At 61.6% G+C, this 26,760-nt stretch carries 20 protein-coding genes; 10 read left to right on the top strand and 10 right to left on the bottom strand.

Annotation, left to right across the window (positions count from 1 at the left end; translation table 11 throughout):
• Positions 1-80 precede the first annotated feature (80 nt).
• The 3 genes from phaC (at position 81) to phbB (ending at position 3,894) form a co-directional block, all read left to right on the top strand.
• The gene (gene phaC, locus AC07ZH_RS06590; RefSeq protein WP_495199051.1) at positions 81-1,787 is read left to right on the top strand and encodes a class I poly(R)-hydroxyalkanoic acid synthase; all 1,707 of its coding nucleotides are present in this window, start codon (positions 81-83) and stop codon (positions 1,785-1,787) included.
• Positions 1,788-1,842: 55 nt separating this feature from the next.
• Positions 1,843-3,021: an acetyl-CoA C-acetyltransferase gene (locus AC07ZH_RS06585; protein WP_495199050.1), complete on the top strand. Its 1,179-nt coding sequence runs from the start codon at positions 1,843-1,845 to the stop codon at positions 3,019-3,021.
• Between the two features lie 135 nt (positions 3,022-3,156).
• A complete protein-coding gene (gene phbB / locus AC07ZH_RS06580; RefSeq protein ID WP_495199049.1) occupies positions 3,157-3,894 on the top strand; it encodes an acetoacetyl-CoA reductase in 738 nt (245 codons plus the stop codon).
• 392 nt (positions 3,895-4,286) lie between these two features.
• Here the strand turns inward: phbB and AC07ZH_RS06575 are convergent, their stop codons facing one another.
• From AC07ZH_RS06575 to dapC, 6 genes are all read right to left on the bottom strand, one after another.
• Positions 4,287-6,326, bottom strand: a complete 2,040-nt coding sequence (locus AC07ZH_RS06575) for an ABC-F family ATP-binding cassette domain-containing protein (RefSeq protein WP_495199048.1) — start codon at positions 6,324-6,326, stop codon at positions 4,287-4,289.
• Positions 6,327-6,478: 152 nt separating this feature from the next.
• Complete coding sequence (prmB, locus tag AC07ZH_RS06570) at positions 6,479-7,405, bottom strand: 50S ribosomal protein L3 N(5)-glutamine methyltransferase (RefSeq protein WP_495199047.1); 927 nt, start codon at positions 7,403-7,405, stop codon at positions 6,479-6,481.
• On the bottom strand, positions 7,402-8,583 hold the full coding sequence (gene dapE / locus AC07ZH_RS06565; RefSeq protein ID WP_495199046.1) for a succinyl-diaminopimelate desuccinylase: 1,182 nt from the start codon (positions 8,581-8,583) through the stop codon (positions 7,402-7,404). Before dapE ends, prmB begins: the two co-directional genes overlap by 4 nt.
• A gap of 8 nt (positions 8,584-8,591) precedes the next feature.
• Positions 8,592-9,761, bottom strand: coding sequence for a PilT/PilU family type 4a pilus ATPase (locus tag AC07ZH_RS06560; protein ID WP_495199045.1), 1,170 nt, complete (start codon positions 9,759-9,761; stop codon positions 8,592-8,594).
• Between the two features lie 49 nt (positions 9,762-9,810).
• Positions 9,811-10,635 (bottom strand): 2,3,4,5-tetrahydropyridine-2,6-dicarboxylate N-succinyltransferase, encoded by an 825-nt coding sequence (dapD, locus tag AC07ZH_RS06555; protein WP_119107737.1) that lies wholly within the window; start codon positions 10,633-10,635, stop codon positions 9,811-9,813.
• Positions 10,632-11,849 (bottom strand): succinyldiaminopimelate transaminase, encoded by a 1,218-nt coding sequence (gene dapC / locus AC07ZH_RS06550; protein ID WP_119107736.1) that lies wholly within the window; start codon positions 11,847-11,849, stop codon positions 10,632-10,634. The genes dapD and dapC overlap by 4 nt, the downstream gene beginning before the upstream one ends.
• 115 nt (positions 11,850-11,964) lie before the next feature.
• Between dapC and AC07ZH_RS06545 the strand changes: the two genes are divergently transcribed.
• A complete protein-coding gene (locus tag AC07ZH_RS06545) occupies positions 11,965-13,476 on the top strand; it encodes a methyl-accepting chemotaxis protein (RefSeq protein ID WP_495199044.1) in 1,512 nt (503 codons plus the stop codon).
• Here the strand turns inward: AC07ZH_RS06545 and AC07ZH_RS06540 are convergent.
• The 3 genes from AC07ZH_RS06540 to AC07ZH_RS06530 all read right to left on the bottom strand — a co-directional run bounded on the left by AC07ZH_RS06540 (position 13,413) and on the right by AC07ZH_RS06530 (position 17,016).
• Positions 13,413-14,096, bottom strand: coding sequence for an RnfABCDGE type electron transport complex subunit B (locus tag AC07ZH_RS06540; protein ID WP_495199043.1), 684 nt, complete (start codon positions 14,094-14,096; stop codon positions 13,413-13,415). The two genes, AC07ZH_RS06545 and AC07ZH_RS06540, sit on opposite strands and share 64 nt — an antisense overlap.
• 2 nt (positions 14,097-14,098) lie before the next feature.
• Complete coding sequence (locus AC07ZH_RS06535) at positions 14,099-15,769, bottom strand: polyhydroxyalkanoate depolymerase (protein ID WP_495199042.1); 1,671 nt, start codon at positions 15,767-15,769, stop codon at positions 14,099-14,101.
• Positions 15,770-15,951: 182 nt separating this feature from the next.
• Positions 15,952-17,016: a GTP pyrophosphokinase gene (locus tag AC07ZH_RS06530; protein ID WP_119108519.1), complete on the bottom strand. Its 1,065-nt coding sequence runs from the start codon at positions 17,014-17,016 to the stop codon at positions 15,952-15,954.
• A 186-nt stretch (positions 17,017-17,202) separates the two neighbouring features.
• On the opposite strand from AC07ZH_RS06530, the gene AC07ZH_RS06525 reads away from it, so the two are divergent.
• Both AC07ZH_RS06525 and AC07ZH_RS06520 read left to right on the top strand, forming a co-directional pair.
• Complete coding sequence (locus AC07ZH_RS06525; protein ID WP_495199041.1) at positions 17,203-18,939, top strand: CHASE domain-containing protein; 1,737 nt, start codon at positions 17,203-17,205, stop codon at positions 18,937-18,939.
• A complete protein-coding gene (locus tag AC07ZH_RS06520; protein WP_495199040.1) occupies positions 18,926-19,966 on the top strand; it encodes a putative bifunctional diguanylate cyclase/phosphodiesterase in 1,041 nt (346 codons plus the stop codon). Before AC07ZH_RS06525 ends, AC07ZH_RS06520 begins: the two co-directional genes overlap by 14 nt.
• Here the strand turns inward: AC07ZH_RS06520 and dusA are convergent.
• Positions 19,954-20,976 carry a tRNA dihydrouridine(20/20a) synthase DusA gene (gene dusA / locus AC07ZH_RS06515; RefSeq protein WP_495199039.1) on the bottom strand — a complete coding sequence of 341 codons (1,023 nt, stop codon included), beginning with the start codon at positions 20,974-20,976 and terminating at the stop codon, positions 19,954-19,956. The genes AC07ZH_RS06520 and dusA overlap by 13 nt on opposite strands.
• 835 nt (positions 20,977-21,811) lie before the next feature.
• On the opposite strand from dusA, the gene AC07ZH_RS06510 reads away from it, so the two are divergent.
• The 4 genes from AC07ZH_RS06510 to AC07ZH_RS06495 all read left to right on the top strand — a co-directional run bounded on the left by AC07ZH_RS06510 (position 21,812) and on the right by AC07ZH_RS06495 (position 26,741).
• Entirely contained in the window at positions 21,812-23,164 is a 1,353-nt protein-coding gene (locus tag AC07ZH_RS06510; protein WP_495199038.1) for a substrate-binding protein, read from the top strand.
• A gap of 155 nt (positions 23,165-23,319) precedes the next feature.
• Positions 23,320-24,195, top strand: a complete 876-nt coding sequence (locus tag AC07ZH_RS06505; protein ID WP_495199037.1) for a branched-chain amino acid ABC transporter permease — start codon at positions 23,320-23,322, stop codon at positions 24,193-24,195.
• Between the two features lie 15 nt (positions 24,196-24,210).
• On the top strand, positions 24,211-26,046 hold the full coding sequence (locus tag AC07ZH_RS06500) for a branched-chain amino acid ABC transporter ATP-binding protein/permease (RefSeq protein WP_495199036.1): 1,836 nt from the start codon (positions 24,211-24,213) through the stop codon (positions 26,044-26,046).
• Complete coding sequence (locus tag AC07ZH_RS06495; RefSeq protein ID WP_119107727.1) at positions 26,043-26,741, top strand: ABC transporter ATP-binding protein; 699 nt, start codon at positions 26,043-26,045, stop codon at positions 26,739-26,741. The genes AC07ZH_RS06500 and AC07ZH_RS06495 overlap by 4 nt, the downstream gene beginning before the upstream one ends.
• The last annotated feature ends 19 nt before the right edge of the window (positions 26,742-26,760 follow it).

Genomic DNA, 26,760 nt, shown 5'->3' with positions numbered 1-26,760 from the left:
GGATCGGAGGTTACGATAGCAGCGGTGGGCGCAACCGGGCGCCTGCTCCATCGGGCGGCGCATGCCCAGGAGGAAACTGCATGAGTTCCGATTCGCTCTGGGCCCAAAGCGCCCAGCAATTCCAGGAAATTTTCGGTGAGAGCTGGCAGCGCGTGCTGCACGCTTTCGAGCAAATCGAATTGCCCGCGGTGGCCGGTGCAGAGGTCGCCACCTCGATACACCTGGCGCCCGACAAACTTCAGGCGCTGCAAAAGCAGTATGTGGACGAGGCCGCCAAGCTCTGGGCGGAAGGTTTGCAGGCTTCTCAGCCGCCCGCCGACAAGCGCTTTGCGGGCGAAGGCTGGGCCAGCAACCCGGTAGCGGCATTTTCTGCCGCGGCCTATTTGCTCAATGCGCGCACGCTCATGGGGCTGACGGACGCCATCGAGGGCAACCAGAAAATCCGCGCCAAAGTGCGCTTTGGCGTCGAGCAATGGATTGCCGCCATGGCGCCCAGCAACTTTCTGGCCTTCAACGCCGAAGCGCAGCGCAAGGCCATCGAGACCCAGGGCGAGAGCATTGCCAAGGGCATGGCCAACCTGGTGCACGACCTGCGCCAGGGCCATGTGTCGATGACCGACGAGAGCCTGTTCGAGGTTGGCCGCAACGTCGCCACCACCGAAGGCGCTGTGGTGTACGAGAACGACCTGTTCCAGCTCATCGAGTACAAACCGCTGACCGACAAGGTGTACGAGCGGCCCTTCGTACTGGTGCCGCCGTGCATCAACAAGTTCTACATTCTCGATCTCCAGCCCGAGAACTCGCTCATTCGCTACAGCGTCGCGCAAGGCCACCACACCTTTGTCGTGAGCTGGCGCAATCCCGACGAATCGCTCGCGCACAAGACCTGGGACGATTACGTCGAGCATGGCGTCATGGAAGCCATCGACGTGACGCGCCAGATCACCGGCGCAAGCCAGGTCAATGCTCTGGGCTTCTGTGTGGGCGGCACCATCCTTTCGAATGCGCTGGGGGTGCATGCCGCGCGCGGCGAGCACCCCGTGGCGAGTGCCACCTTCCTGACCACGCTCATTGATTTCACCGACACCGGCATCCTGGACGTCTTCATCAGCGAAGGGTTCGTGCGCATGCGCGAACTGCAAATGGGCAACGGTGGCCTGATGAGCGGGAAAGACCTCGCTTCCACCTTCAGCTTTCTGCGGCCCAACGACCTGGTCTGGAACTACGTGGTGGGCAACTACCTCAAGGGCGAAACGCCACCGCCGTTCGACCTGCTCTACTGGAACAGCGACAGCACCAACCTGCCGGGCCCGTTCTATGCCTGGTACCTGCGCAACACCTATCTCGAAAACAACCTGATCAAGCCTGGCAAGCTGACCGTGTGCGGCGAGAAGCTTGATTTGCGCAAACTCAAGCTCCCGGTCTACATCTACGGCTCGCGCGAAGACCACATCGTGCCCATCAACGCGGCCTATGCCAACACGCAGGTGCTGCCGGGCAAGAAACGTTTCGTCATGGGCGCGTCGGGCCACATCGCGGGCGTCATTAACCCGCCAGCGGCCAACAAGCGCATGCACTGGACGCGTGACGACGGCAAATTTCCCGCTACGCTGGACGCCTGGCTGGAAGGCGCCACCGAACACAAGGGCAGTTGGTGGCAGGATTGGTCCGACTGGCTGGCCGGCCACGCCGGCAAACAGATCGCGGCACCCAAGCGCTATGGCAAGGGTACGAAGTTCAAGGCCATCGAGCCTGCGCCCGGCCGTTACGTCAAGCAAAAAGCCTGAAGTGCAATGGACCACTGAATACCCTTTAGACAGCATTTCAACCCAAGGAAGAACCATGGAAGACATCGTCATCGTTTCTGCCGCCCGCACCGCCGTGGGCAAGTTCGGCGGCTCGCTCGCCAAAATTCCGGCCACGGAGCTGGGCAGCATCGTCATCCGCGAAGCCATTTCCCGCGCCGGCGTTGGCCTGGACCAGATTGGCGAAGTCATCATGGGCCAGGTGCTTGCGGCTGGCGCCGGCCAGAACCCGGCGCGCCAGGCGATGATGAAGGCGGGCGTGGCCAAGGAAACCCCCGGCCTGACCATCAACGCCGTCTGCGGCTCCGGCCTCAAGGCCGTGATGCTGGCGGCCCAGGCGGTTGCCACGGGCAACAGCGAAATCGTCGTCGCTGGCGGCCAGGAAAGCATGAGCCTCTCGCCCCACGTGCTCAACGGTTCGCGCGACGGCCAGCGCATGGGCGACTGGAAGATGGTCGACAGCATGATCGTCGATGGCCTGTGGGACGTGTACAACCAGGTCCACATGGGCATCACCGCAGAAAATGTTGCCAAGCAATACGGCATCACGCGCGAGATGCAGGACGCGCTGGCGCTCGCCAGCCAGCAAAAGGCCGCTGCGGCCCAGGACGCCGGCCGTTTTGTCGATGAAATCGTCGGCGTGAGCATCCCTCAGCGCAAGGGCGACCCGGTGGTGTTCAACGCCGACGAATACCTCAACCGCAAGACCAATGCCGAAGCCCTGGCGGGCCTGCGCCCGGCGTTCGACAAGGCCGGCAGCGTGACGGCAGGCAATGCCTCGGGCCTCAACGACGGCGCCGCTGCCGTGGTGGTCATGAGCGCCAAGAAGGCCGCTGCGCTTGGTCTCAAGCCCTTGGCGCGCATTGCCGCCTACGGCACCAGTGGTCTGGACCCGGCCATCATGGGCATGGGCCCGGTGTCGGCCATGCGCAAGGCCTTGCAGCGTGCTGGCTGGAGCACGGCGGATATCGATCTGTTCGAGCTGAACGAAGCCTTTGCCGCGCAGGCCTGCGCCGTGAACAAGGAACTGGCCATCGACCCCGCCAAGGTCAATGTGAACGGCGGCGCCATTGCCATCGGCCACCCGATTGGTGCGTCCGGCTGTCGCATTCTCGTCACCCTGCTGCACGAAATGCAGCGGCGCGATGCCAAGAAAGGGCTGGCCGCGCTGTGCATCGGCGGTGGCATGGGGGTTGCGCTGGCACTGGAGCGCTGAGCAAGCCCGAGCAACGGTACGTCCTGACATAAAAAAAGCGTGCACCTTGGTGTTTACCTGCACGGCAAAGGCACAGATCGCCACTAGAGTGGTCACAGGCGTACCCGTCGGATATTTACCAAGAGGAGATGAGATATGAGCCAGAAAGTAGCGTACGTCACGGGCGGAATGGGCGGCATTGGAACGGCCATTTGCCAGCGCCTGCACAAGGAAGGTTTCACGGTCATTGCCGGCTGCGGCCCCACGCGCGACCACGCCAAGTGGATTGCCGAGCAGAAAGATCAGGGTTACACGTTCTACGCTTCGGTAGGCAATGTCGGCGACTGGGATTCCACGGTCGAGGCGTTTTCCAAGACCAAGGCCGAGCACGGCAGTATTGACGTTCTGGTGAACAACGCCGGCATCACGCGCGACCGCATGTTCCTCAAAATGTCGCGCGAAGACTGGGATGCGGTGATCGAAACCAACCTCAACAGCATGTTCAACGTCACCAAGCAAGTGGTGGCCGACATGGTGGAAAAGGGTTGGGGCCGCATCATCAATATCAGCAGCGTGAACGGTGAGAAGGGCCAGGCCGGGCAAACCAACTATTCGGCCGCCAAGGCGGGGATGCATGGTTTTTCCATGGCGCTGGCGCAGGAGATGGCAACCAAGGGCGTGACGGTCAATACGGTGAGCCCGGGCTACATCGGTACGGACATGGTCAAGGCCATCCGTCCCGATGTGCTGGAGAAGATTGTCGCGACCGTGCCGGTCAAGCGCCTGGGCGAGCCGAGCGAGATTGCCTCCATCATCGCCTGGCTGGCTTCGGAAGAGGGCGGCTACGCGACGGGCGCTGATTTCTCGGTCAACGGCGGCCTGCACATGGGTTGACGCGCTGCGTGCCCATGAAAAAACCCCGCAATGGCGGGGTTTTTTGTGCCTGAATCGGCAAGCGCCAGGCGGGCTGCAGCGTCTTCGGCTAGGTGGATCAGAAGCGTGCGGGTGCGCGTTTGCGGTCGCGTTCGTCTTCGGGCCAGCAAGATGGGGCAGTGTGGATGGTGGTGTTCATGGGGGGTAACTCCTGAGATGGACCTACAACGCCCCCGCTTCCCGCCCCGTTGACACCCAGATCGCAAAAAAATGCAACTGGGCAAAACCCATGAAAAACCTCGCATGACCGCTATGCAATGCATAGCTTTCCAGGCTTGTGCAGCAAGCGATAGCCCCTGAAACCTCCCGGGCAGTCGATTGCATGCAAGCGCTGGGGCCCTGGATTTCTCGGCTCAACCTCCCTGCGCGGCCCCTTCCAGTTCCGAAGAGAGCTCCAGCCAGCGCTCTTCCAGGCGCTGGGTTTCTTCCAGCACCGCCTTGAGCTGCCTGCCGCATTCGGCCATCTGTGCCGGGGTAGGCTGGCTGGCCAGCCGCGCTTCCAATGCACCGCGCTGGTCCTCCAGTGTGGCGAGGCGCTGGTCGATCTGCTCAAGCTCGCGCTTGAGCGGGCGTACTTGCTGCGCCAACTGCGCCCGGGCCTCTGCCGCCAGGCGGCGCTGCTCGCGTGCGTCGGGCGCCGTGCTGGCCGCCAATTCAATGCCTTTTCTGGCTTCAGCGCTTGCCCCGCTTGCGGGTACAGCTCTCTTTTCTGTAGTGCCGACAGGGGCTTTGGGGGCCATGGCTTCCGTTGCCGCCTCGGTCTTGGCCTGCTCGCGCTGGCGCTTGGCTTCGTCGAGCAGGTAGCGTTGGTAGTCGTCCAGGTCGCCGTCGAACGGCCCCACGGCGCCGCGCCCCACCATCCAGAATTCGTCGCACACGGCACGCAGCAGGGCGCGGTCGTGGCTGACCAGCATCACGGTGCCCTCGAATTCGTTCAGCGCCATGGACAGCGCCTCGCGCGTGGCCAAATCGAGGTGGTTGGTGGGCTCGTCGAGCAGCAGCAGGTTGGGGCGCTGCCAGACGATCATGGCCAGCACCAGGCGGGCCTTTTCGCCGCCGCTCATGCTGCCGACGTTTTGCTTGACCATGTCGCCGGTGAAATTGAAGCTGCCCAGGTAGCTGCGCAGATCCTGCTCGCGGCTGGGTTCGCGGCTGTTGGGGCCGGCTTCCTTGGCCAGGCGGATCATGTGCTCCAGCGGGTTCTCGTGCGGGCGCAGCACGTCCAGCTCCTGTTGGGCGAAGTACCCAATTGCCAGGCCTTTGCCCTCGGTGATGGTGCCGGCCAGCGGGGCCATGGTGCGGGCAATCGTCTTGACCAGCGTCGATTTGCCTTGGCCGTTGGCGCCCAGAATGCCGATGCGCTGGCCGGCCAGCACACTGCGGCTGACCTTGCTCAGAATCGTGGTTTCCACGCCGTCTTCGCCCAGGTAGCCAAACGATGCATCGGTAATCGCCAGCATCGGGTTGGGCAGGTTGACCGGCTCCTTGAATTCAAAGGTGAATTCGGCGTCGGCCAGCACCGGCGCAATTTTCTCCATGCGCTCGAGTGCCTTGACCCGGCTTTGCGCCTGCTTGGCCTTGCTGGCCTTGGCCTTGAAGCGGGCGATGAACTTCTGCAAATGGGCGATTTTGTCCTGCTGCTTGGAAAAGCTGGACTGTTGGAGTTCGAGCTGCTCGGCGCGCAAATCTTCAAATTTGCTGTAGTTGCCGCCGTAGCGCGTCAATTGCGCGTGGTCGATGTGCAGGGTCACATTGGTCACGGCGTCGAGGAACTCGCGGTCGTGGCTGATGACGATCATCGTGCCTTCGTAGCGCTTGAGCCAGGCTTCCAGCCAGACGAGGGCGTCCAGATCCAGGTGGTTGGTGGGCTCATCGAGCAGCAGCAGGTCGCTCGGGCACATCAGCGCGCGGGCGAGTTGCAGGCGCATGCGCCAGCCGCCGGAGAAGCTGTTGACCGGCTTGTCCAGTTCCGACACCTTGAAACCCAGCCCAAGGATCAGCGCCTGCGCACGCGGCACCGAATCGTGCGCACCGGCGTCGTGCAGGTCGGTGTAGGCGTGCGCGATGGCCATGCCGTCGTCCGCGGCTTCGGCGGCGGCGAGCTGCGCCTGCACTTCCATGAGCCGGGTGTCACCAGCGACCACAAAGTCGGTGGCGGGCGCGTCCGTCTCTGGCATGTCTTGTGCCACTTGCGACATGCGCCATTGCGTCGGGATGAAGAAATCGCCCCCATCCTCATGCAGGTTGCCGTTTAACAGGGCAAAAAGACTGGATTTGCCGGCCCCGTTGCGGCCGACAAGGCCGACGTGCTCGCCGGGGTTGATGGTGGCGTTGACGCGGTCCAGCAGAACCTTGGCGCCGCGGCGAAGAATGACGTTTTTGAGAGTGATCATGAAATAGGAAACCTTGGGGCGATTATCCCGCGTGCGTCCGGCAAGGCCGGACGGGCAGGTTGGCGCTCTGTGGGAAACGGCGCACCGCCCTGGCCAGCGCACGGGCTTGGCACTGGGGGCGATGCTGGGCTGAGACAGGGGGGCTGGGGTCGCTAACGCAGGCCTGCGCCGCCGCGCAGCGCGGCCTGGGTGATGAGCAGTACCTGGTCGGCGCCCGCGCTGGTGTCCAGCCAGTACACCGGCAGATGGGGAAAGGCAGCTTCGAAGTGCGCGCGCTCGTTGCCGATTTCTAGCAGCAGCACGCCGTCTTCGGTAAGTTTGTCGGGCAGCTCGCGCAGCAGGCGGCGAATGAAATCCATGCCATCGGCCCCGCCCGCCAGGGCCAGTGCAGGTTCGGCGCGGTACTCAGCGGGCAGCGCCTGCATGCTCTGTGCATTCACGTAGGGCGGGTTGCAGAGGACCAGGTCCCAGGGGCCAGGCAGCGCATCCAGGCCGTCCGACTGCAGCAGTGCAATGCGATCGGCCAGGCCGTGCCGGTCCACGTTGATGCGGGCCACGGCCAGTGCGTCGGCGGAAATGTCGGCGCCAGTGAGGGTGACGTCGGGCCAGGCCATGGCGGCGAGCACGGCCAGGCTGCCGTTGCCGGTGCACAGGTCAAGCACGGCGTGGGTGGTGTCGCTCAGGAACGGATCGATGCTGCCGTCGGCAATCAGCTCGGCGATCAGGCTGCGCGGAACGATGCTGCGCTCGTCCACATAGAACGGCACGCCCTGTAGCCAGGCTTCCTGCGTCAGGTAGGCGGCGGGCTTGCGGCTGGTGATGCGTGCTTTAAAAAGTGTAGCCGCTTGCGCAAGCTCCGCCTGCGTTACAGGCCTATTTTGCTTGGAATCTGGTTCATCTCCCAAGGCCGTATCGAGCGGCAGACCCAAGCGCCAGAGCACCAGCCAGGCGGCCTCGTCGTGGGCGTTGGTGGTGCCGTGGCCAAAGGAGACGCCGGCTGCTTGCAGCAAGGCGGCGCCCGAATCGACCAACGCGCCCAGCGTGGCGCCAGCCAGTGACGGCAGAGTTGGCACGTTCATGGCTGGGCAGCCGCCAGCGTGTTCAAGTGCTCCAGCGTGCGGCGGTAGATGTTCTTGAGCGGTTCGACGTCGGCGAGGGCAATGTGTTCGTCGATCTTGTGGATGCTGGCGTTTGGTGGCCCGACCTCGACCACCTGCGGGCACAGCGTGGCGATGAAGCGCCCGTCGCTGGTGCCGCCGGTGGTGGAGAGTTCGGTGGCGAGGCCCGTCTCGTCGGCAATCGCCCGCTGCACCGCGTCCACCAGTTCGCCGGGCGTGGTCAGGAAGGGCTGGCCGCCCAGCGTCCATTGCAGCTCGTATTCGAGTTCATGGCGGTCGAGCACGGCGTGCACGCGCTGCTTGAGGCTCTCGGCGCTTGATTCGGTGCAGAAGCGGAAGTTGAAATCGACCACCACCTCGCCGGGAATGATGTTGCTCGCGCCCGTGCCGCCGTGGATGTTGCTCATCTGCCAACTGGTAGGCGGGAAGAAGGCGTTGCCACCGTCCCAGCGCATGGCGGCGAGTTCGGCCAGCGCCGGAACCGCCTGGTGGATGGGGTTGCGCGCCAGATGTGGGTAGGCAATGTGGCCCTGAATGCCGCGCACGACCAGCTTGCCGCTGAGCGTGCCGCGGCGGCCGTTCTTGATCATGTCGCCGGTGCACGCCACCGAGGTGGGCTCGCCGACGATGCACCAGTCGATTGGCTCGCCGCGTGCGCGCAGCCGCTCGACCACCACCTTGGTGCCGTCCACGGATGGGCCTTCCTCGTCGCTGGTGAGCAGCAAGGCGATGCTGATATGCGGCGCCGGCGTGGCGGCCAAAAACTCTTCCACCGCGACGACAAACGCCGCAATCGACGTTTTCATGTCGCTTGCGCCGCGCCCATAAAGCTTGCCGTCACGCTGCATGGGCACGAAGGGGTCGCTGCTCCATTGCGCCACGGGGCCTGTGGGGACGACGTCGGTATGGCCGGCAAAAACTATCGTTTTGCTAGCTGCAAGCCCTTTACCATCATGCGCTGAAGGCCGTTTTGACCATAAATTCTGCACCCGGAAGCTCTCCGGGCCGCTGTCCATGGCTTCGCAGGCAAAGCCCAGCGGCGCCAAGCGCGCTGTGAGCAGCGCCAGGCAGCCCGCGTCGTCGGGGGTGACGGAGGGGCGAGCAATCAGTTGTTCGGCCAGTGTGAGGGTGGGGGACATGGAATGCGTCAATCACCGCCCCTGACATCGAGCACGATTTCGGTGAACGACGGAGCTTCGTCCTGGGCCTGCGCCTCGCTGGCTTGCTTGTTGGCCTGCGCCGCTTTGGAGGCGAGCGAAAAGTCGTTTTGCAGGCGCCACATGAGGTTGGTGGGGGAGTCGGCGTAGGCCAGCCCCTCCTTGCGGTCGATGCGGTTTTCGAGGATGAGGCGCGCCAGGTCTTCCTCAAACGTTTGGGAGCCTTCGGCCATGGATTTTTCCATGGCCTCCCGGACGCCAGAAAAATCGCCGCCCTCAATCAGTTCGGCCACGAGTTTGGTGTTGAGCATGACTTCAGCAGCCGGCACGCGTTCGCCGCTCGTGGTGCGCACCAGGCGCTGCGAAATGATGGAACGCAGGGCCGCCGCCAGGTCGCCGAGCATGGTTTCGCGCACTTCCACAGGGTAAAAACTGAGGATGCGGTTGAGCGCCTGGTAGCTGTTGTTGGCGTGCAGCGTTGCCAGGCAAAGGTGGCCCGACTGCGCATAGGCAATGGCCGCCGACATGGTTTCGCGGTCGCGGATTTCACCGATCAGGATCACGTCGGGCGCCTGGCGCAGCGCGTTCTTCAAGGCCACTTGCAGCGACTGTGTGTCCGAGCCCACCTCGCGCTGGTTGACGATGGATTTCTTGTTCCGGAACTGGTACTCGACCGGGTCTTCAATGGTCAGGATGTGGCCGGTCTGCAGGTTGTTGCGCCGGTCGATCATGGCGGCAAGCGTGGTGCTCTTGCCCGAACCGGTCGCGCCCACCACCAGAATCAGGCCGCGTTTCTCCAGGATCAGATCACCCAGGATCGCAGGAAGGCTGAGCGATTCGAGTTCGGGAATCTGCTGGCTGATAAAGCGGATGACCACCGCGTAGCTGCCGCGCTGGCGCATGCCGCTGACGCGAAAGCGCCCGACACCCGAGAGCGGCACGCCCATGTTGAGCTCACCGGTTTCCTCCAGCTCCTCAATGCGGTCGGGTGGGACGATTTCGGACAGCAGGTTGCGCGGTGCTTCAGGCGGCAGGATCTGGTTGTTGATCGGCACGCATTCGCCATTGATCTTGATCAGTGCCGGTGCGTTGGCCGAAAGATAGACGTCGGATGCCTTTTTCTCGGCCATCAGGCGCAGGATTCGCTCCATCGTGCTCATGGTGTACTCCCTCGGGTGGTGTCGTGCGGACCTGCGCCAGTGTTGTTCTTCAGTCGCGCAGCAGGTCGTTCAGGCTGGTGGTCGAGCGGGTCTTGGCGTCCACCTTCTTCACGATGATGGCCGCGTACATGCTGTACTTGCCACCTTCCTTGGGCAGGCTGCCGCTGATGACGACCGAGCCAGCGGGGATGCGGCCATAGCTCACCTCGCCCGTGGCGCGGTCGTAGATGGGGGTGCTCTGGCCGAGGTAAACCCCCATGCTGATGACGGAGTTTTCTTCGACGATCACGCCTTCGACGACTTCGGAGCGTGCGCCGATGAAGCAGTTGTCTTCGATGATGGTGGGGTTCGCCTGCAGCGGTTCGAGCACGCCACCCAGGCCCACGCCGCCCGAGAGGTGCACGTTCTTGCCAACCTGCGCGCAACTGCCGACGGTGGCCCAGGTGTCGACCATGGTGCCTTCATCGACGTAGGCGCCGATGTTCACGTACGACGGCATCAGGATGGCACCCTTGGCGATGAAGCTGCCGCGCCGCGCCACGGCGGGCGGCACCACGCGCACGCCGGTGGCCGCCATCTCCTGCGGCGAGAGGTGCGAGAATTTCGTTGGCACCTTGTCGAAGAAGGCGAGATCGCCGGCCTTCATGATTTCGTTGTCCTTGAGGCGGAAGGAGAGCAGCACCGCCTTCTTGATCCACTGGTGCACCGTCCACTGGCCAACGGCCTCACGCGTCGCAACCCGCAGCTTGCCGATGTTGAGTTCGGCAATCACGTGCTCGACGGCATCCACGATCTCCTTGGGTGCGTTGGCCGGCGAGAGGCTGGCGCGGTCGTCCCACGCGGTGTCGATAAGTCTCTGGAGTTGCTGTGTCATGAGGTCTTTTGCAAGGGTAACGATTGGATGAATTGCACGATGCGCTGCGCGGCCTCCACGCATTCCGCCGTTTCGGCGACCAGGGCCATGCGGATGCGCTGCGCACCCGGATTGGCGCCCTGCGCTTCGCGCGCGAGGTAGCTGCCGGGAAGCACTGTCACATTGTATTGAGCCAGCAGCGCGCGTGCGAACGCCTCGTCCGACAGGCCCAGGGCATCGGGAATGCGCGCCCAGAGGTAGAAGCCGGCGTCTGGCAAGGCAACGTCAAGCACTGGCGCGAGCAGCGGGGTCACGGCGGCGAACTTGGCCCGGTAGAGGGCCCGGTTCTCGATGACATGGGCCTCGTCGCCCCAGGCGGCAATGCTGGCGGCCTGCACCGGCGGCGACATGGCGCCGCCGTGGTAGGTGCGGTAGAGCAGGAAGGATTTCACAAGCGCGGCATCGCCTGCAACAAAGCCGCTGCGCAGGCCGGGCACGTTGCTGCGTTTGGACAGGCTGGTGAAGGCCATGAGGTTGCGAAAATCAGTCCGCCCCAGCCGTGCCGCCGCTTCCAGACCACCCAGTGGCGGCGTATCGCGAAAATAGATTTCGCTGTAGCACTCGTCCGAGGCGATGACGAAGCCATGCCGGTCCGAGAGCGCAAACAGCTTCTCCCACTCGGCCAGCGGCATGACGGCTCCCGTGGGGTTGCCTGGTGAGCAGACGTACAGGAGCTGCGTGCGCTGCCAGACCTCATCTGGCACGCTGTCCCAATCCACCGCGAAATTGCGCGCTGGGTCGCTGGGGGCGTACCAGGGCGTTGCACCTGCCAGCAGGGCGGCGCCTTCGTAGATTTGGTAGAACGGATTGGGGCAGACGACCACGGGGCTTGCCCGCGAAGCGTCAACCACCGTCTGCGCAAAGGCAAACAGCGCCTCGCGCGAGCCGTTGACAGGGAGTACCTGCGTGGCCGGGTTCAGCTGCAAGCCGTAGCGGCGCGCCAGCCAGCCTGTGAATGCTTCGCGCAGCCTCGGCTCGCCTGCCGTGGCCGGGTAACTGGACAGGCCGCCGAGGCCGGCCACGAGCGCTTGGGTGACGAAAGCCGGTGTTGCGTGGCGGGGCTCACCCATACCCAGACTGATGGCGGGCAGATGCCCGGGAGGGACCACCTCGGAAAAAAGCTGGCGCAGGCGCTCAAAAGGGTAGGGTTGGAGCCGATTGAGCAAGGGATTCATCAGGGCATTATCGGTGAAGGCTCCGGCTGCAGTGGTGCCGTAAGCAATTGGAAACTTCGCGGGTCTACACTCAGAAAGGGTGTAATCCGAGGGTAACAAAAAGAAAGAGACCGAGATGTCTGCATCGTTGATCCTGCGGCCGGGCCGCTGGTTGCTCGAACGCCTGGGCGTCGCGCAGCAAATGCTTGCCGTGGCAGCCCTTGCCATCCTGGGTTTGCTTGGGCTCGCGGCTTTTGCCAGTTCAGGCGCGGAGGCGAGCTGGTTATGGGGAATTGCTGCGGCAATTGCCGCGCTCGTCGCCTATGCCGCCGCTGCCGCTGCGACAGGGGTTTCGTCAGACATTGCAGCGCTGACAGGTGCCATGGGCCAGGCCATGCGCGGTGACCTGCGGGCACGCACCGGTCTGCAAGGCAAAGGCGAGCTCGTCCGGTTGGCCGCCATGCTCGACGCCATGGTGGTGACCCTTTCGTCCATGGTGGCCGATGTGCGCAGCAATGCCGCGCTGGTCTCACATGCCGGCGATCAGCTGGCAAGCGACAACCGTGCCCTTGCCGATCGCACCGAGCAGCAAGCGGCCAGCCTGGAAGAGACGGCAGCCAGCGTAGAGCAGCTTTCGGGCACGGTGCAGAACAATGCGCACACCGCACAAGGCGCTGACGCACGCGCCAGCCAGGTGAGCCAGTCGGCGGCTCAAGGGGCCGAAGCCATGGCGCGCGCCGTTGCCTCTGTGGAGGCGATCCAGCAGGGCGCACGGCGCATGAATGAAATTATCGGTGTCATTGACGGCATCGCCTTTCAGACCAACATCCTTGCGCTCAACGCTGCTGTCGAGGCAGCACGGGCAGGTGAGCAGGGCCGAGGCTTTGCCGTGGTGGCGTCGGAGGTGCGCATGCTGGCGGGTCGATCTGGCGATGCGGCGCGCGAAATTCGCCAGCTCATTGGCGCTTCGGTGCAGCAGGTGGAAGAGAGCGCGGGCCTGATTCGAAAAGCTGGCGAGACCATCGTGGGAATGGCGTCGGGCATACGCTCGGTGGCGCTCACCATGTCCGAAATCGCCACAACGGGTGCCGAGCAGAGCACTGGTCTCTCGGAAATCACCGCGGCAGTGCGCCAGTTGGACCAGATCACGCAGCAAAATGCCCAAATGGTCGAGCACGCAGTGGAGCAGTCCGTTGCCCTCGGGGAGCGCGCGGCAACGCTCTCGAGCGCGGTGGCCTCGTTTCAGCTCCAGCAAGGCACGGCGCAGGAAGCGCGGGCGCTGGTGGAAGGCGCCGTGGGGCTGTACAACCGTGGTCTTTCGCGAGAACAGTTCCTGCGTACCCTGACCGATCCGAGCCAACCTTGGCACGACCGCGACATGTATGTATTTGCGCTGGACCGTCTCGGCACGTACCTGGCGTTTGGCGGCAACCCCGCGAAAGTGGGCACTTTGGTGCGTGACATCCCAGGAATTGCCGGCGACCAGTTGGTGGCCGATATCTTGGCGCAGGCGGAGCGCTCGCCGGGCTGGGTGGAATACGACATTGCCAACCCGATCACCGGCAAGGTGCAGACCAAGATGTCCTATGTGTGCTTGGTGGGCGAGCTGTACGTGGGCTGCGGCGTGTACAAGTCGCTGGTGTCCTGATGCGTTCGGGTGCGCGCCCTGGCGCGTGCCAACGCGGCTTCAATCACTGTTTGCCTGCTGCTTGGGCCGGTAGCCGGTGGCTGCTGAACGGCTGCCGTGTGGTCGTCATGCGCAAGGCGCGCCTGCCGCGCTTCGTAGCGTTGTTTGGCATGGTCTGCCTGCACGCTTGACCACGCTTGCCACCCTGTGGCCGCGCCACTGGCGTTGACCATGGCGATGCAGTCGATGGGGCACACCGGCAGGCACAACGCGCAGCCGGTGCAGTGTTCCTCGATGACCGTGTGCATGCGTTTACTGGCGCCGACGATGGCATCGGTAGGACAGGCATCCAGGCACAGCGTGCAGCCTATGCACCAGGCTTCGTCGATGACGGCGATGCTGCGCGGCGCTTCCTCGCCGTGGTCTGCGTTAAGGGGAATCACCGGCCTGCCAGTGATGGCGGAAAGCCGCGCCACGCCGTCGGCACCGCCGGGTGGGCACTGATCAATGCCGGCAGCTCCGTCAGCGATTGCCTGCGCATAGGCTTGGCAATCCGGAAACCCGCAGCGGGTGCACTGCGTTTGTGGCAAGGCGACGGCAATGCGCGCCGCCAGGCCGCCTGGCGCTGGCGGCACAGGCATGGTCAGACCTTCTTGCGCGATGCCGGCTTGGGCGTTTCAGACGATGGCGGTGCGTCCGTCACGACCGTGGCTTTCGCGTCGACCTCTGGCTCTGGTGCAGGAGCGGCCGCGCCGGTAGGGCGTTCGGCGGGTGCCGGGTCTACCCAGCGTGTGGCAAGCGTCGGCGCCACGGCAGTGGTGCGTGCAGGTTTTACTGGCAAAGGAAGAGCCTGGGCTGGCTCAGAAGCGACGGCTGCGGTGGCCTTCTTGCTGGCCGTCGCACGGGTAGCGGCAGATGCGACCCCCCGCTTGCTGGCAGGTTTGCGCGGTGCAAGTGCTGGCGCCACTGCGACGGCTTTCTTGGCAGTTGCGGCTTGGGTCACGGCCACTTTGGGTGCTTCAGGCGCAGGCACAGGGGCGCTGGACACCCCGAGCTGGTGCTCGGCAATGAAGTTGCGCACCTGAGGGTAGACCGTCTCGCGCCAACGTCGGCCGCTGAAGATGCCGTAGTGCCCTGCGCCCTTGACTTCGAGGTGCCGCTCCTCCTTGGCCGGAAGGCCGCTGCACAACGCGTGCGCGGCACGGGTCTGGCCTGAGCCGGAGATGTCGTCCAGCTCGCCTTCCACGGTCAGCAAAGCAGAGTGTTTGATGTCTTGGGGGCGCACGCGCTCAAGGCTGCCATCGGGTGCGCGCACATCCCAGGTGCCGTTCACCAACTCGTACTTCTGGAACACGGTCGCAATGGTTTCCAGATAGTAATCCGCGTCCATGTCGAGCACGGCGTTGTACTCGTCGTAGAAGGCGCGGTGTGCATCGGCGCTGGCGTCGTCGCCTTTGATGAGGTTCTTGAAGTAGTCGTAGTGGTTGCCCGCATGGCGGTCGGGGTTCATGGCGACAAAGCCCGTGTGCTGCAGGAAGCCAGGGTACACGCGCCGGCCTTTGCCCGGAAAACTGTCGGGGACTCGGTAGATGACATTGCTTTCAAACCACTCGTAACCGCGCTTGACCGCCAAATCGTTCACACTGGTAGGGGATTTGCGCGCATCGATGGGGCCGCCCATCATGGTCATGGACAGCGGCACCTGTTCACCCCGGCTGGCCATCAGCGAGACGGCTGCGAGGACGGGCACCGTGGGCTGGCAGACGCTCATGACGTGGCAGTTGCCGTATTTGCCTTGCAGGTGGCGAATGAAGTCTTCCACGTAGTTGACGTAATCGTCCAGATGGAAAGCGCCTTCCGAAAGCGGCACCAGCCGGGCGTTCTTCCAGTCGGTGATGTACACCTTATGCCCCTGCAGCATGGTGCGCACCGTGTCGCGCAAGAGCGTGGCGTAGTGGCCGGAGAGGGGGGCGACAATGAGCACTGCGGGCTGGTTTTTGAGCTTGGTCAGCGTGGCCGAGTCGTCCGAAAAGCGTTTGAAGCGGCGCAATTCGCAAAAAGGCTTGTCGATCTCTATACGCTCGTGAACGGCAATTTCTACGCCATCGACCTGTACGGTGTTGAGGTTGAACGCGGGCTTTTCGTAGTCCTTGTAGAGGCGGTACAACAAGTCGTAACCCGCAGACATGCGCTGTGCGAGTGCCGATTTCTGAAAAGGCAGTACCGGGTTGCTGTAGAGCTTGGACGCGGCGAGGGCGAAGTCGGCAAACGGCTCCATGAACGAGCGCTGGGTTTCGTAAATCTGGTAGAGCATGGGCGAATCCGTTTATGTTGCAGTGCAATATAGCAGCGATCTGTTACGACTGCAGCCCCGTACTAGTACGCATAAGAAGTCGCGTGAGGGACAGCGTGCAGACCTGTAATGGGAGAATTTGCCAAAGATAGCTATCTTAAAGAGAGCCAACAATTCAATATAGATAAGCGGTCTGGCCCATTTTATTGATTTTTATCTCGCCCTGCATTTGACTGAAGCCAGGTATCAAATCTTGTTCTGGCCACCTTGCGCAAGGCTGCAGTGAAGACCTGTTTGTTACCAAGGTACAGGCAATGGCGCATCACGGTGTAGGGGTTGAACGACCCCCCGCCATCCTTCTCCTCCAGGAACAGCCGGTAGCGTTTGACGGTTCCGATGTGGCTGCGCACCAGGTGATTGAAACGTGCGCGGTTGATATCCGGAGCCCAGCCGTGGATGTCTTCCACGAAGCCATCGACCTTGTGCGGCTCGAACTCGAAATCCTTGAAGAAGTGCGTCGCAATCTTCAGGAATGTGAAAGCATTGAGTTGGCTGTTGGCAACATCGCGCTGTGTGGCAGGGGCATCGCTTGGGCGCTCGTCCTCGCTCTCGTCTGGCGCTGCGCGCAATTCGAGCTCGGTCTCGTCGCGGATTTGCCTGAATTCCCGATCAGCCAGTTCAAACAGGGCTGCCAGCACATTGATACGGCGCTTGAGCGGACTGGGAATGGCTTTCTTGTACTTGATCTTGTGGTCCAGGATGGCCCAGGAGTCTTGTATGACGGTGCGGATTTGCAATTCAAAGGCATCCCTGGGCCCGGTTACCGCGTCCGCTGCGTGTGTGGGTATCGGGCGCAGGTCTAAGTGCAGGCCTTTGTAGCCGAAAGACGCTTCCGTAGCCTCGACCGCGCTGACCTTATCGGTCATGTCGATCACTTCAAAATGGCCCCGCACGGTGGTGGCCACCTTCTCCAGTTCGTCTTCGTACAGGCAGACCACGCGCAGGCCGATCATGTCGCTCAGGTAGTGGCTAATTTCGTAAGGAGTTCCACTTTCTTCCAGGCTCGCGCGGTACTTGCGCGAGAACTTGCGTAGTGCCTCGTGCGGGTCCTTGATGCGCCAGTCCACCTTGCATCCAGGAACTGGCCCCGCCAGGATGCCCTGCAGCTGCGTTGCATAGGCGGCCGCTGCAGCGTGCCACTGCGCAGCATGCAGCGTATGAAATTCGAGGAATCGTGCTCGCTCGCGTTCAAATTCGGATGTGGGCATGGTGTCGTTGCGAAGGAGGGGCATTGTGGCTGGTTTGGCATTCGCGCGCAGCCAGACGGGTTCGCTTGCAACGCCAGTCGTGTCTGCACTGCGATGGCGATATTGACCCGGCCGCGCACCCAGTGCCGGCAACTGCATCAATAATGCACCACGGCACCTCTTTCGGGTGCATTGACTTGCCCTTGCATGTTTGCGCCGCATTTCTTCTTTCGACGCTTTCGGACCCAACAAGGCCATTGGCGCCTGCCGACCCTGATGGGGCCGGTGATCAGCCTTGTCTTGCTGCTGGCCACTGCGCTGTACTGGTCGGGCGAAGGCCGGCAGGTCGAGGCCAAGCGAAATGCGGCGTACAGCAGGGCACTGGAGCGCATTGTGGATGCGCTTGAGGACCGTGTGGCAGCTCACGAGATTGTGCTGCGTGGACTAAAGGGGTACTACGAGGCGTCTGAATCCATTGACCGTATGGAATTCCACGCTTATGTTTCCCAGCTCAAGCTGCAGCATGTTTTGCCTGGCCTGCAGGCAGTGGCCTACATCGTGCGCGTCACGGGCGGGGAGGCCGCAGCCCATGTATCGCGTATGCGTGCCATTGGTGTTCTGGACTATCGACTGCGAGCTCCGGCTGGTCGCGATGAGTACCGTCCGTTGACGCTGATCGAACCGCAATCGGAAGACAACCTGCGCGTGATCGGTGTGGATACCGCGACCGTGCCTGAAGCACTGGAGGCGCAGAACCAGGCGCGTGACTCGGGTCTTCCCGCCATGACCCGCAGCTTGCTTTTGCGCCAAGATGTAGGCCTGCGTACCGACCGCAGCGCGGTCATGTACCTGCCGATGTACGCTGCTGGCCAGCCACTTGGGTCGGTTGAAGAGCGAAGGGCTGCATTGACGGGATGGGTCTCGGGCCCGTTTCGCATCAAGGACTTTGTCGAAGGCATAGGACAACTGGTTGGCGATGAGGTTGCCATCGCAATCTTCGACGGGCCGATGAATCAACCGGCCTCCCTTATCTACCAAGCGCCAGGGTTCGTGACAGGTGCTCCGCTAAAGCGGCAATCCGTGCGTTCGTTGCCGGTGGCGGGGCGTACCTGGACCGTGGCGGCTCAGCCCCTGCCGATTATTGCCAAGCGATTTGACTCGGGCGAGCGCAACCTGGTCGCGCTATTGGCCACGGTACTGAGCCTGACGGTGGGGTGGTTTACCTGGTTCCTGTCCACTCGGCGCGATCACGCCGTGGCGCTGGCCGAACGCATGACACGGGAGTTGCGCCAGACGCGTGACGATTTGCAGGCCACGCTGGACGCTACGCCGGACTGGATGTTCGAACTCGATGCACAGGGATGCGTGCTGCATTGCCACAATGCCCCTGGGTCTGCGCTGCATGCTCAGGCAGTGCAACTGCTGGGCAAAAGCCTGCTTGACGCGGCCTCGAGCAAAACGGCATTCGGTTGCCGCGCGGCCTTGGAGACTGCAACTGCGCGCGGCTATTCGTCCGGGCATGAATTGCAGCTCATGGTGGACGGTCAGAGCCGCTGGTTTGAGCTGTCGGTGGCGCGCAAACATGGCGCGGGACTGGGCACAGAGACGCACTTCATTGCACTGCTGAGGGATATATCCGAGCGCAAGCAGGCAGCAGAACGAACGTACCGTCTGGCGTATTTCGATTCGCTTACGGGAATGCCCAATCGCAGGATGTTGCTCGATCGACTGGCTCAGGCGCTGAGCGCCGCAACGCATGCGGGCCGCGTGGGTGCTCTGATGTTTTTGGATCTGGACCATTTCAAGCATATCAACGACGCGCATGGACATTCTGCTGGCGATGCCTTGCTGGTGCAGGTCGCGCAGCGTTTGACACAGGCCGTGCCTGCTACCGACACTGTGGCCCATATTGGGGGGGGACGAATTTGTGGTGCTGGCCATTGATTTGTCAGACCAGCTCGATACGGCAAGCCTGCTGGCGTTGCGGCTTGCAGAGAGCCTGCGCGGAGCTCTGGATGCTCCGTTCAGCATTGGCGGATACGGCTTTGCAAGCAGCGTCAGCATTGGCCTGACCCTGTTTCCCAAACAAGGCGAAGCCGTGGAAGATCTTTTACGTGAAGCCGATACCGCCATGTACCGGGCGAAAGATCTGGGACGCAACCGCATTTGCTTCTTTGAAGCTGCCATGCAGGCGGACGTGCAGCGGCGTTTGGCGCTGGAGCAGGATTTGAAAGTGGGTTTTGCCACCGCCCAGCTCAGCGCCTTTGTACAGCCCCAGGTGGAACTGGGTGGTGCGGTGGTCGGTGCCGAGTTGCTGATGCGCTGGCAGCATCCGCAGCGCGGCGCCATTTCACCTGTCGAATTCATCCCTGTGGCCGAGGCATCGGACCTGATCGTGCATATGGGTGACTGGATGGTCGAGCAGGCCTGCACCGCGCTGGCGCAACTGCAGGCGGCTGGTGTGCTGGTGCCCTTGTCGGTCAACGTGAGCCAGCGCCAGTTTCGCCATGAGGGCTTTGTCACCAGGGTTCAATCCTTGCTTGCGCAGAGCGGTGCCCGTGCCGACCATCTGGTGTTGGAAGTGACCGAGAGCCTGCTGGCTGAGCAGATGGAGCAGACCATCGCGCGCATGGGAGAGCTGGTTGCGCTTGGGGTGCGCTTTTCCATCGATGACTTCGGCACCGGTTACTCGAGCCTGGCCTATCTCAAGCGCATGCCGCTCTATGAACTCAAGATAGACCGGAGTTTCGTGCAGGACACACCCATAGACCCCAGCGACACCGCCATCGTGCAGACCATTCTTGCCATGGCACGCAACCTCGGTTTGCGCGTCGTGGCCGAAGGCGTCGAAACGCAGGCACAGGCAGATTTTCTGGCGGCCAACCGCTGCGACGTGTTCCAGGGGTATTTTTTTGGCCGCCCGGAACCGCTTGCTGGGTGGGTTGCACGGCGTGTGGCTCAGGCGGGTTGATCGGCACGATCCTGCACGGCGTTTTGCGCGGCCCGGGCGCGAACCATGACCGCGTGCGCTGGCCATTCCTTGAGGTGGTGGTCACTCCATACCTGGCGCCACAGGCGTGCACCGCGCAGGCCGTGGCGCAGTCCCAGCATATGGCGCGCAACCGAGGGCCAAGGTGTACCGTAGCGTGTTTGTTCGCGTGCCATGTAGTCCACCATGGCCTCCTCAATGGCTTCGCGCTCAAGCGCCTGGGGCGCGGCACCGAAATACAGCGCATCCCAGCGTGCCAGCCACCAGGGGTTGTGGTACGCCTCACGCCCGATCATCACGCCATCGAGTCCGGCCAGCTGTGCGGTGACTGCGTCGTCACTCGCCAAGCCGCCGTTGAGGGCGAAGGTTAGAGCCGGAAAGTCGGCCTTGAGCCGGTGCACCACCTCGTAGCGCAGTGGTGGAATCTCGCGATTTTGCTTGGGCGAGAGCCCCTCCAGCCAGGCGTTGCGCGCATGCACGATGAAGACTTCGCAACCCGCATCGGCCACCTGGCCGACAAAATCGCGCACGAAGCCGTAGCTTTCATCGCGGCCTATGCCAACGCGGTGCTTGACCGTCACGGGAACTTGAACGGCATCGCGCATGGCCTTGACGCAATCGGCCACAAGCTGCGGCTCCTTCATGAGGCTGGCGCCAAAGGCGCCGCGCTGCACGCGCTCGCTGGGACAGCCGCAGTTGAGGTTGATCTCCTGGTATCCCCATGCCTCGCCCTGCCGCGCGGCGAGCGCGAGGTCTGTCGGTTCGCATCCACCCAGTTGCAGGGCCACTGGGTCCTCCTCTTCATTGCGCCGCAAATGTCTTTCCGTGCCACCGTGCAGAACGGCCCCCGCGTTCACCATTTCGGTATACAGCAGCGCATGGCGGCTGAGCAACCGGTGAAAGTAGCGGCAGTGGCGGTCAGTCCAGTCCATCATCGGTGCAACGGAGAGGCGCCAGGGCGAAAACGGAGGGGTAGGTGTGCAGGCGTTCACAGTAAAGATGCAATCCCCATGGGGCTATAAAAATGCCTTGCTGGCCGCATGATTGCTGGCCTTTCAAGTATGGGCAATCAGAAAATTCCGGCGACAGTAGCATCCTTTTTCAAGGGATGTCCTGCATCAGGCGTCGCGAGGCGTAATGCTGGGCATCCCAAGGCACCGGTCAGGTGCAAGGCAGTGCGCCATCCCATCCTGTCCCGCTCGGCGGAATGCATGGGTTGGCTCCATCGGGTGGCGAGCCAGGATCAAGCGTTCGCTGCGCCGGACAGATGCCGACGGTACGTAGGTGTCGCATCCCGGACGATCACGATCTAAAAAGCCGATGAAGTGGCGATGCTGGACACATCCGGATCTGTTTGAATGAAGCAAAGCGAGCGGACTGCTGGCGTTGACCGGAACTATTGAATCAGGCATTGATTGGCAATGCCGCCATTCTTTATCTTACATATACCTGACGGGCGCTGGCGTTTGCGGGGGTTCCATTTCAGGGTTTTCCAGTCTTTGAAGCCGTTTCTTGTAGTGCTAAATTGGTGCTGTTTCAGATATGAAACAACAAGCCATTATATATCTTACATATGCCTTACGAAAGACGGCATTTGTGGAGATTTCATTTCAGGGTTTTCCAGTCTTTCAAGACGCTTCCTGTGGTGCTAAATTGGTATTGTTTCGGATGTGAAACGACGAGCTATTATTTTAATGGCGTGTTTTTGTGGTTTTGATCGATGTCGGCGTGGCCCGATGGTCGGCAGATTTTCATCGCCGCAAATATTTGCAAACTATCGGGTCCAATCTGGGTTTATTCGGATTGAAATAATCAACGAGGAAACACATGTCAGATTTTAAATCTCAAAAGGAGATGACGGCTGTCATTTCACGTCGTGATGCTCTGCAGCTGAGTGCGGGCACTTTGTTGACGACTTTTGGCGGCGTGCAATGGGCCTATGCGGCCGACAAGCCCGCCATGGGTACGTGGCCTGAAGGGTCCAAGGGCGATACGGTGTATCTGGGGGCGGCTGTTCCCTTGACCGGTGCTTATGCGGTGCAGGGCGCAGACGAGCTCAAGGGCTGGGAGCTTGCGGTCGAGCACATGAATACCAACCACCCCCTGATGAAGAAGCTCGCGCCCAAAGTGAACAATGGCGTGCTCGGGAAGAAAGTGGGTCTTGTGTCTGCGGATTCGGCTGCCAAGCCCAACCAGGCGCTGCAGTCGGAGCAGACCTTCATCAACAACAACAAGGTTGTTCTGATGACTGGCTCCACCTCGTCGGCGGTGGCGGTGGCGCTGAACAAGTTTGCCCAGCGCGAAAAAATCCTCTACATGCCAGGAATTTCCGGTTCGAACGACACCACCGGCAAGGATTGTGTGCGTTACGGGTTCCGGCAGGGGTTTTTCGGGGAAATGGCGGCCAACGCGATCGGCCCGGTGTTGGTGAAGAATTTCGGCAAGAACCGCAAGGCCGCCTTCATGACGCCTGACTATACCTATGGCCATACCACGACCCAATCGGTCGCGGATTATCTGACCAAGGAAGCCGGATGGACGGTGGTGACCAATCAGGTTTCCCCGTTGGGTACGCAGGATTTCAGCCAATACCTGACCAACATCGCCAATTCTGGCGCCGATTTCCTCATTAACGTCAATTGGGGTCGGGATGCCGTGCTGTCAAGCCAACAGGCCAAGCAGTTCGGTCTGTTGCCCAAGATGACCTTGGTCCTTCCTTACCAAATCCCATTCTTTGCCAAGGAAGCCGGGGTGGATATCAGTGCTGGGGTGTTTGCGGCGACCGACTTCTGGTGGACGCTGGAAGACAAATACCCCCTCGCCAAGATGTTTGTCGAGGCCTTTTCCAAAAAATACGGCTATCGCCCAGAGTGGGGCGCAGAAAACGCCTACGTGAGCTTCGCCCACTGGGCTCGCATGGTGACCGAGGCGGGCAGCTTCTATCCGCCCGATGTCATCAAGCAGTGGGAAAAGGGCGAAGTCATCCCTTCATTGCTGGGTGATTTTGCCTACCGGCCGCAGGACCACCAGTACCTGCACCCCGTGGTCATTGTTCGTGGCAAGGCCAAGAAAGACATGAAGAATCCGGAAGATTTCTGGGAGGTTATCGAAGTCGTTGCTGGCGACAAGGTGATCCAGCAGCCGGACGCCTTCGGTTGCAAACTGGGTGACTACGCCTGACAGAAATGCTGGCGCACCGACAGCCTAGGCGCTGTCGGTGCGCCAGCAGCATGATTTTTCCCGTCTGAAGGCGGGATTTGGATCTCCTGATTGGTTCAGGGGTGAGTGGCTGTTGTCTCAATCTTTGAATCCATTTGCGATGAGGGCAGGTCAGCGTGATTAATTGGGCTAATTTCATCTCGCAATGTTTCAACGGACTGGTGTTGGGGGCGCTACTGGCGCTGATCTCCTCCGGTCTGACGATCATTTATGGCACGCTGGGCGTGCTCAATCTTGCGCATGGCGCGATGTTCATGCTGGGGGGGTATGCGGGCTGGGTGGCTTTTACCTACACCGGCTCCTTCGTCGTCGCTGTAGTAGCCGGCTCGCTGTTCGTAGCGCTTGTCGGTATCGTGATGGAGCGGCTGATCATTCGCCACTTCTACACCAGACCTGCAGAGGATCAGCTTCTTGTCACATTCGGCCTGGGGATCGTTTTTGTTGAGTTGGTGCGCTTTGCCTATGGCAGCTTGTCAAAGTCCGTGCCTCCGCCAGCGCCTCTGATGGGTATCACGAACCTGGGGTTCATGCTCTATCCGACCTACCGACTGGCATTGCTGGGCATCATTACCGTGGCGCTGCTTGCGCTCTACTTTGTGCTGTACCGCACCCGTATCGGCATGATCGTGCGCGCCGGTATCGAGGATTCGGTCATGGTCGATTCGTTAGGCATCAACGTCTACAAAATATTCATGCTGGTGTTCGGCATTGGGGCTATGGCGGCAGGCTTTGCCGGTATCGTCAATGCGCCGGTGGTGTCTCTCGCGCCAGATGTGGGGGAAGCCATTCTGGTGCAGACCTTCGTGGTCGTGGTCATTGGAGGGGTGGGGTCGTTCCCTGGAGCTGTGCTTGGTGGCTTGGTGGCCGGCGAGCTGATCAGCTTGACGTCCATGGTCAATCCCGCCTACTCCTACGTGATGCTCTTCGTGGTGATGACACTTGTGCTGGTCTTCCGTCCGCGCGGATTGCTTGGCGCTGTAGGTCGCGAATAAACAGGATCTTCAGTAATGCGCAGACAAATTCCTTTCTTGGTCGAGGCTCTGACGATTTTGGGCCTGGTGGCCGCACCCTTCGTGTTGCCACACCTGGGTTTCAACCCGACCACCATTAACCGCATCCTGGTGTGGGGCTTGGTGGGCATAGGCTTCGACCTGCTCTTTGGCTACACCGGGTTGTTGTCGTTTGGACAATCGGCTTTCTTTGGCAGTGGTGGCATGTTCGCCGCCTATCTGCTGACGCAAACTTCGATGCACAACACCGTTGCTGCCTTGCTGATCGGCACGGTGGTGGCGGGTGTCATCGGCTTCTTCATTGGCCTGATCGCACTGCGACGCACTGGCATCTATTTCGCCATGATCACGGTGGCCATTGCCGAAGTGTTCTTTTTTATCGAGTTCAACCCATTGTCGGCATTCACGGGTGGTGAAAATGGTTTGCCCGGCGTGCCTACACCCAACCTGAGCTTGGGTTTTACGACCATTGAGTTCAGCAGCAACATGGGGATGTATGGGTTCCTGGCATTCTGCTATTTCGTCGGCCTGATGATCGCACTGCGCCTCGTGCGTTCGCCCTTTGGACTGGTGCTGCGGGCTATCCGGGAAAACCCCTTGCGCGCCCAGGCACTTGGCCACAACATTCAGCGCTACAAGTTGGCGGTGTTCGTGGTAGCCGCCATGTACGCGGGTTTTGCTGGTGGCTTGCTTGCGTTGATGCAGGGGTTCATGCCGCCAGACGCGTTCATGTTCTCCACCTCGGGCGAGATCGTCATGCAGACGGCCATCGGTGGCGCGGGCACCTTGTTTGGCCCTTTGCTGGGCGCGGCAGTATGGCTCTATCTGAGTGATTTCTTCCAGACCGTGCTGAATTTGGGTGCGACCTGGAGACTCATACTCGGCATTGTGTTTGTGCTGCTGGTGGTTTTTTTGCGGCATGGTTTGGCCGGCGCGATTTCGGACACCTATCGCTGGATGCGTCGAGGCAGGCAAGGAGCTCAGCCGCAATCTGGCGCTCCTGTAGCTGGCCGCACGCCGGGAACTGCCAGCCACGCAAAGGTTGGACGCAAGCCCACGAAGAGCAAGGACGGTGTGTTGCTGTCAGCTACCGGGCTGACCAAGCACTATGGTGGCCTGGCGGCCAATAGCGATATCGATTTCAGTGTCATGCATGGCGAGATACGCGGCATCATCGGCCCCAACGGCGCTGGCAAAAGCACGTTCTTCAAAATGCTCACCTGTGAGGTCGAGCCTACGGCAGGCAAGATCGTCTTCGACGGCCGTGACATCACCAAAATGGGCGTCATTGATGCCTGCCAGATGGGCTTGACCAAGAGCTACCAGATCAATCAGCTCTTTGAGAAGCTGACGGTGCGCCAGAACCTAGAGATCGCCGTGCTTGGTGAGGTGCGCGGCAAGTTCAAGCTCGACATGTTCAGGAACCTGCACAAAGTCCGCAAGCTTGATCACCATGTGGAGGGCACAGCCGCCCTCGTGCACCTGTCCGACCGTTTGGATGCACCGGTATCGGAACTGGCTTATGGCGAAAAGCGCCGCCTTGAGATAGGGCTGGCGTTGGCAACCTCGCCTAGCCTGCTGTTGCTCGACGAGCCGCTGGCCGGCATGAGTACCCAGGAGCGCGTCGAAACCGTGGCGCTCCTCAAGGCGATTGCTGAGGGCCGTACGCTGATCGTCATCGACCACGATATGGATTCCCTGTTTGAGCTGGCCGGCAAAGTCACCGTGCTACAGGAGGGGCGTGTGCTGGTCGAGGGCACGCCTGAGGAAATCAAGAACAACCCCCTGGTGCAAGAAGCCTATCTGGGTGGTGTTCACGAGGAGATGGTATGAGCCTGCTCGAAGTCAACGGTCTCAACAGCTACTACGGCGACAGCCATATCCTGTTCGATGTTTCGCTGCGCGTAGAAAAGAATGAAGTTGTGGCGCTACTGGGTCGCAATGGCGCTGGAAAATCCACCACTTTCAAGAGCCTAATGGGCGTGGTCAAGCCCCGCACTGGCAGCGTCAAAATGGACGGCGTGGAGTTGGCTGGAAAAAAGGCGCATTCCATTGCACAGTTAGGGATGCAGCTTGTCCATGAAGAGCGGCGTATTTTCGGCAGTCTCACGGTGGAAGAGAACATCATTCTCGCCGGGCTGACAGCCCCAAAAAAATGGCCGCTTGAGCGCATTTATGAAATGTTCCCGCGGCTCAAGGAGCGGTGTTTTAGCCGCGGAACGGACCTGTCAGGCGGTGAGCAGCAAATGCTGGCGATTGCCCGAGCATTGGTGCGCGATCCAAAGATCATCTTGCTCGACGAGCCCTTTGAGGGGTTGGCGCCAGTCATTGTGCAGGACATCATGCGCATTTGCCGTGATCTGGCGCAGTCAGGTCAGACCATCTTCCTGATCGAGCAGAACTTGGCGGCCACGCTGGCTTTGGCCAACCGCATTTACATCCTGAACAACGGCCATATGGCGCACGAAAGCACGGCGGCGGAGCTCAAGGGCCAGCCCGAAATCGTGCAGCGCTATCTGGGCGTTTAATTGCGGCCTGCCGACTCTG

It is taken from the genome of Simplicispira sp. GW247-4R2A, from assembly GCF_059424465.1.
The sequence above is the reverse complement of the archived record's forward strand: the minus strand, read 5'-3'. Positions and strand labels throughout refer to the sequence as shown.

Excerpts from the sequence above, each read along its gene's own strand:
- phbB (WP_495199049.1), top strand. The coding sequence starts at position 3,157 with ATGAGCCAGAAAGTAGCGTACGTCACGGGCGGAATGGGCGGCATTGGA.
- AC07ZH_RS06575 (WP_495199048.1), bottom strand. The coding sequence starts at position 6,326 with ATGATCACTCTCAAAAACGTCATTCTTCGCCGCGGCGCCAAGGTTCTG.
- AC07ZH_RS06500 (WP_495199036.1), top strand. The coding sequence starts at position 24,211 with ATGCGCAGACAAATTCCTTTCTTGGTCGAGGCTCTGACGATTTTGGGC.
- AC07ZH_RS06540 (WP_495199043.1), bottom strand. The coding sequence starts at position 14,096 with ATGCCTGTGCCGCCAGCGCCAGGCGGCCTGGCGGCGCGCATTGCCGTC.
- dapE (WP_495199046.1), bottom strand. The coding sequence starts at position 8,583 with ATGTCCCCCACCCTCACACTGGCCGAACAACTGATTGCTCGCCCCTCC.
- AC07ZH_RS06510 (WP_495199038.1), top strand. The coding sequence starts at position 21,812 with ATGTCAGATTTTAAATCTCAAAAGGAGATGACGGCTGTCATTTCACGT.
- phaC (WP_495199051.1), top strand. The coding sequence starts at position 81 with ATGAGTTCCGATTCGCTCTGGGCCCAAAGCGCCCAGCAATTCCAGGAA.
- AC07ZH_RS06585 (WP_495199050.1), top strand. The coding sequence starts at position 1,843 with ATGGAAGACATCGTCATCGTTTCTGCCGCCCGCACCGCCGTGGGCAAG.
- prmB (WP_495199047.1), bottom strand. The coding sequence starts at position 7,405 with ATGAACGTGCCAACTCTGCCGTCACTGGCTGGCGCCACGCTGGGCGCG.
- AC07ZH_RS06530 (WP_119108519.1), bottom strand. The coding sequence starts at position 17,016 with ATGCCCACATCCGAATTTGAACGCGAGCGAGCACGATTCCTCGAATTT.
- AC07ZH_RS06495 (WP_119107727.1), top strand. The coding sequence starts at position 26,043 with ATGAGCCTGCTCGAAGTCAACGGTCTCAACAGCTACTACGGCGACAGC.
- dapC (WP_119107736.1), bottom strand. The coding sequence starts at position 11,849 with ATGAATCCCTTGCTCAATCGGCTCCAACCCTACCCTTTTGAGCGCCTG.
- AC07ZH_RS06535 (WP_495199042.1), bottom strand. The coding sequence starts at position 15,769 with ATGCTCTACCAGATTTACGAAACCCAGCGCTCGTTCATGGAGCCGTTT.
- AC07ZH_RS06545 (WP_495199044.1), top strand. The coding sequence starts at position 11,965 with ATGTCTGCATCGTTGATCCTGCGGCCGGGCCGCTGGTTGCTCGAACGC.
- AC07ZH_RS06560 (WP_495199045.1), bottom strand. The coding sequence starts at position 9,761 with ATGAGCACGATGGAGCGAATCCTGCGCCTGATGGCCGAGAAAAAGGCA.
- AC07ZH_RS06525 (WP_495199041.1), top strand. The coding sequence starts at position 17,203 with ATGTTTGCGCCGCATTTCTTCTTTCGACGCTTTCGGACCCAACAAGGC.
- dapD (WP_119107737.1), bottom strand. The coding sequence starts at position 10,635 with ATGACACAGCAACTCCAGAGACTTATCGACACCGCGTGGGACGACCGC.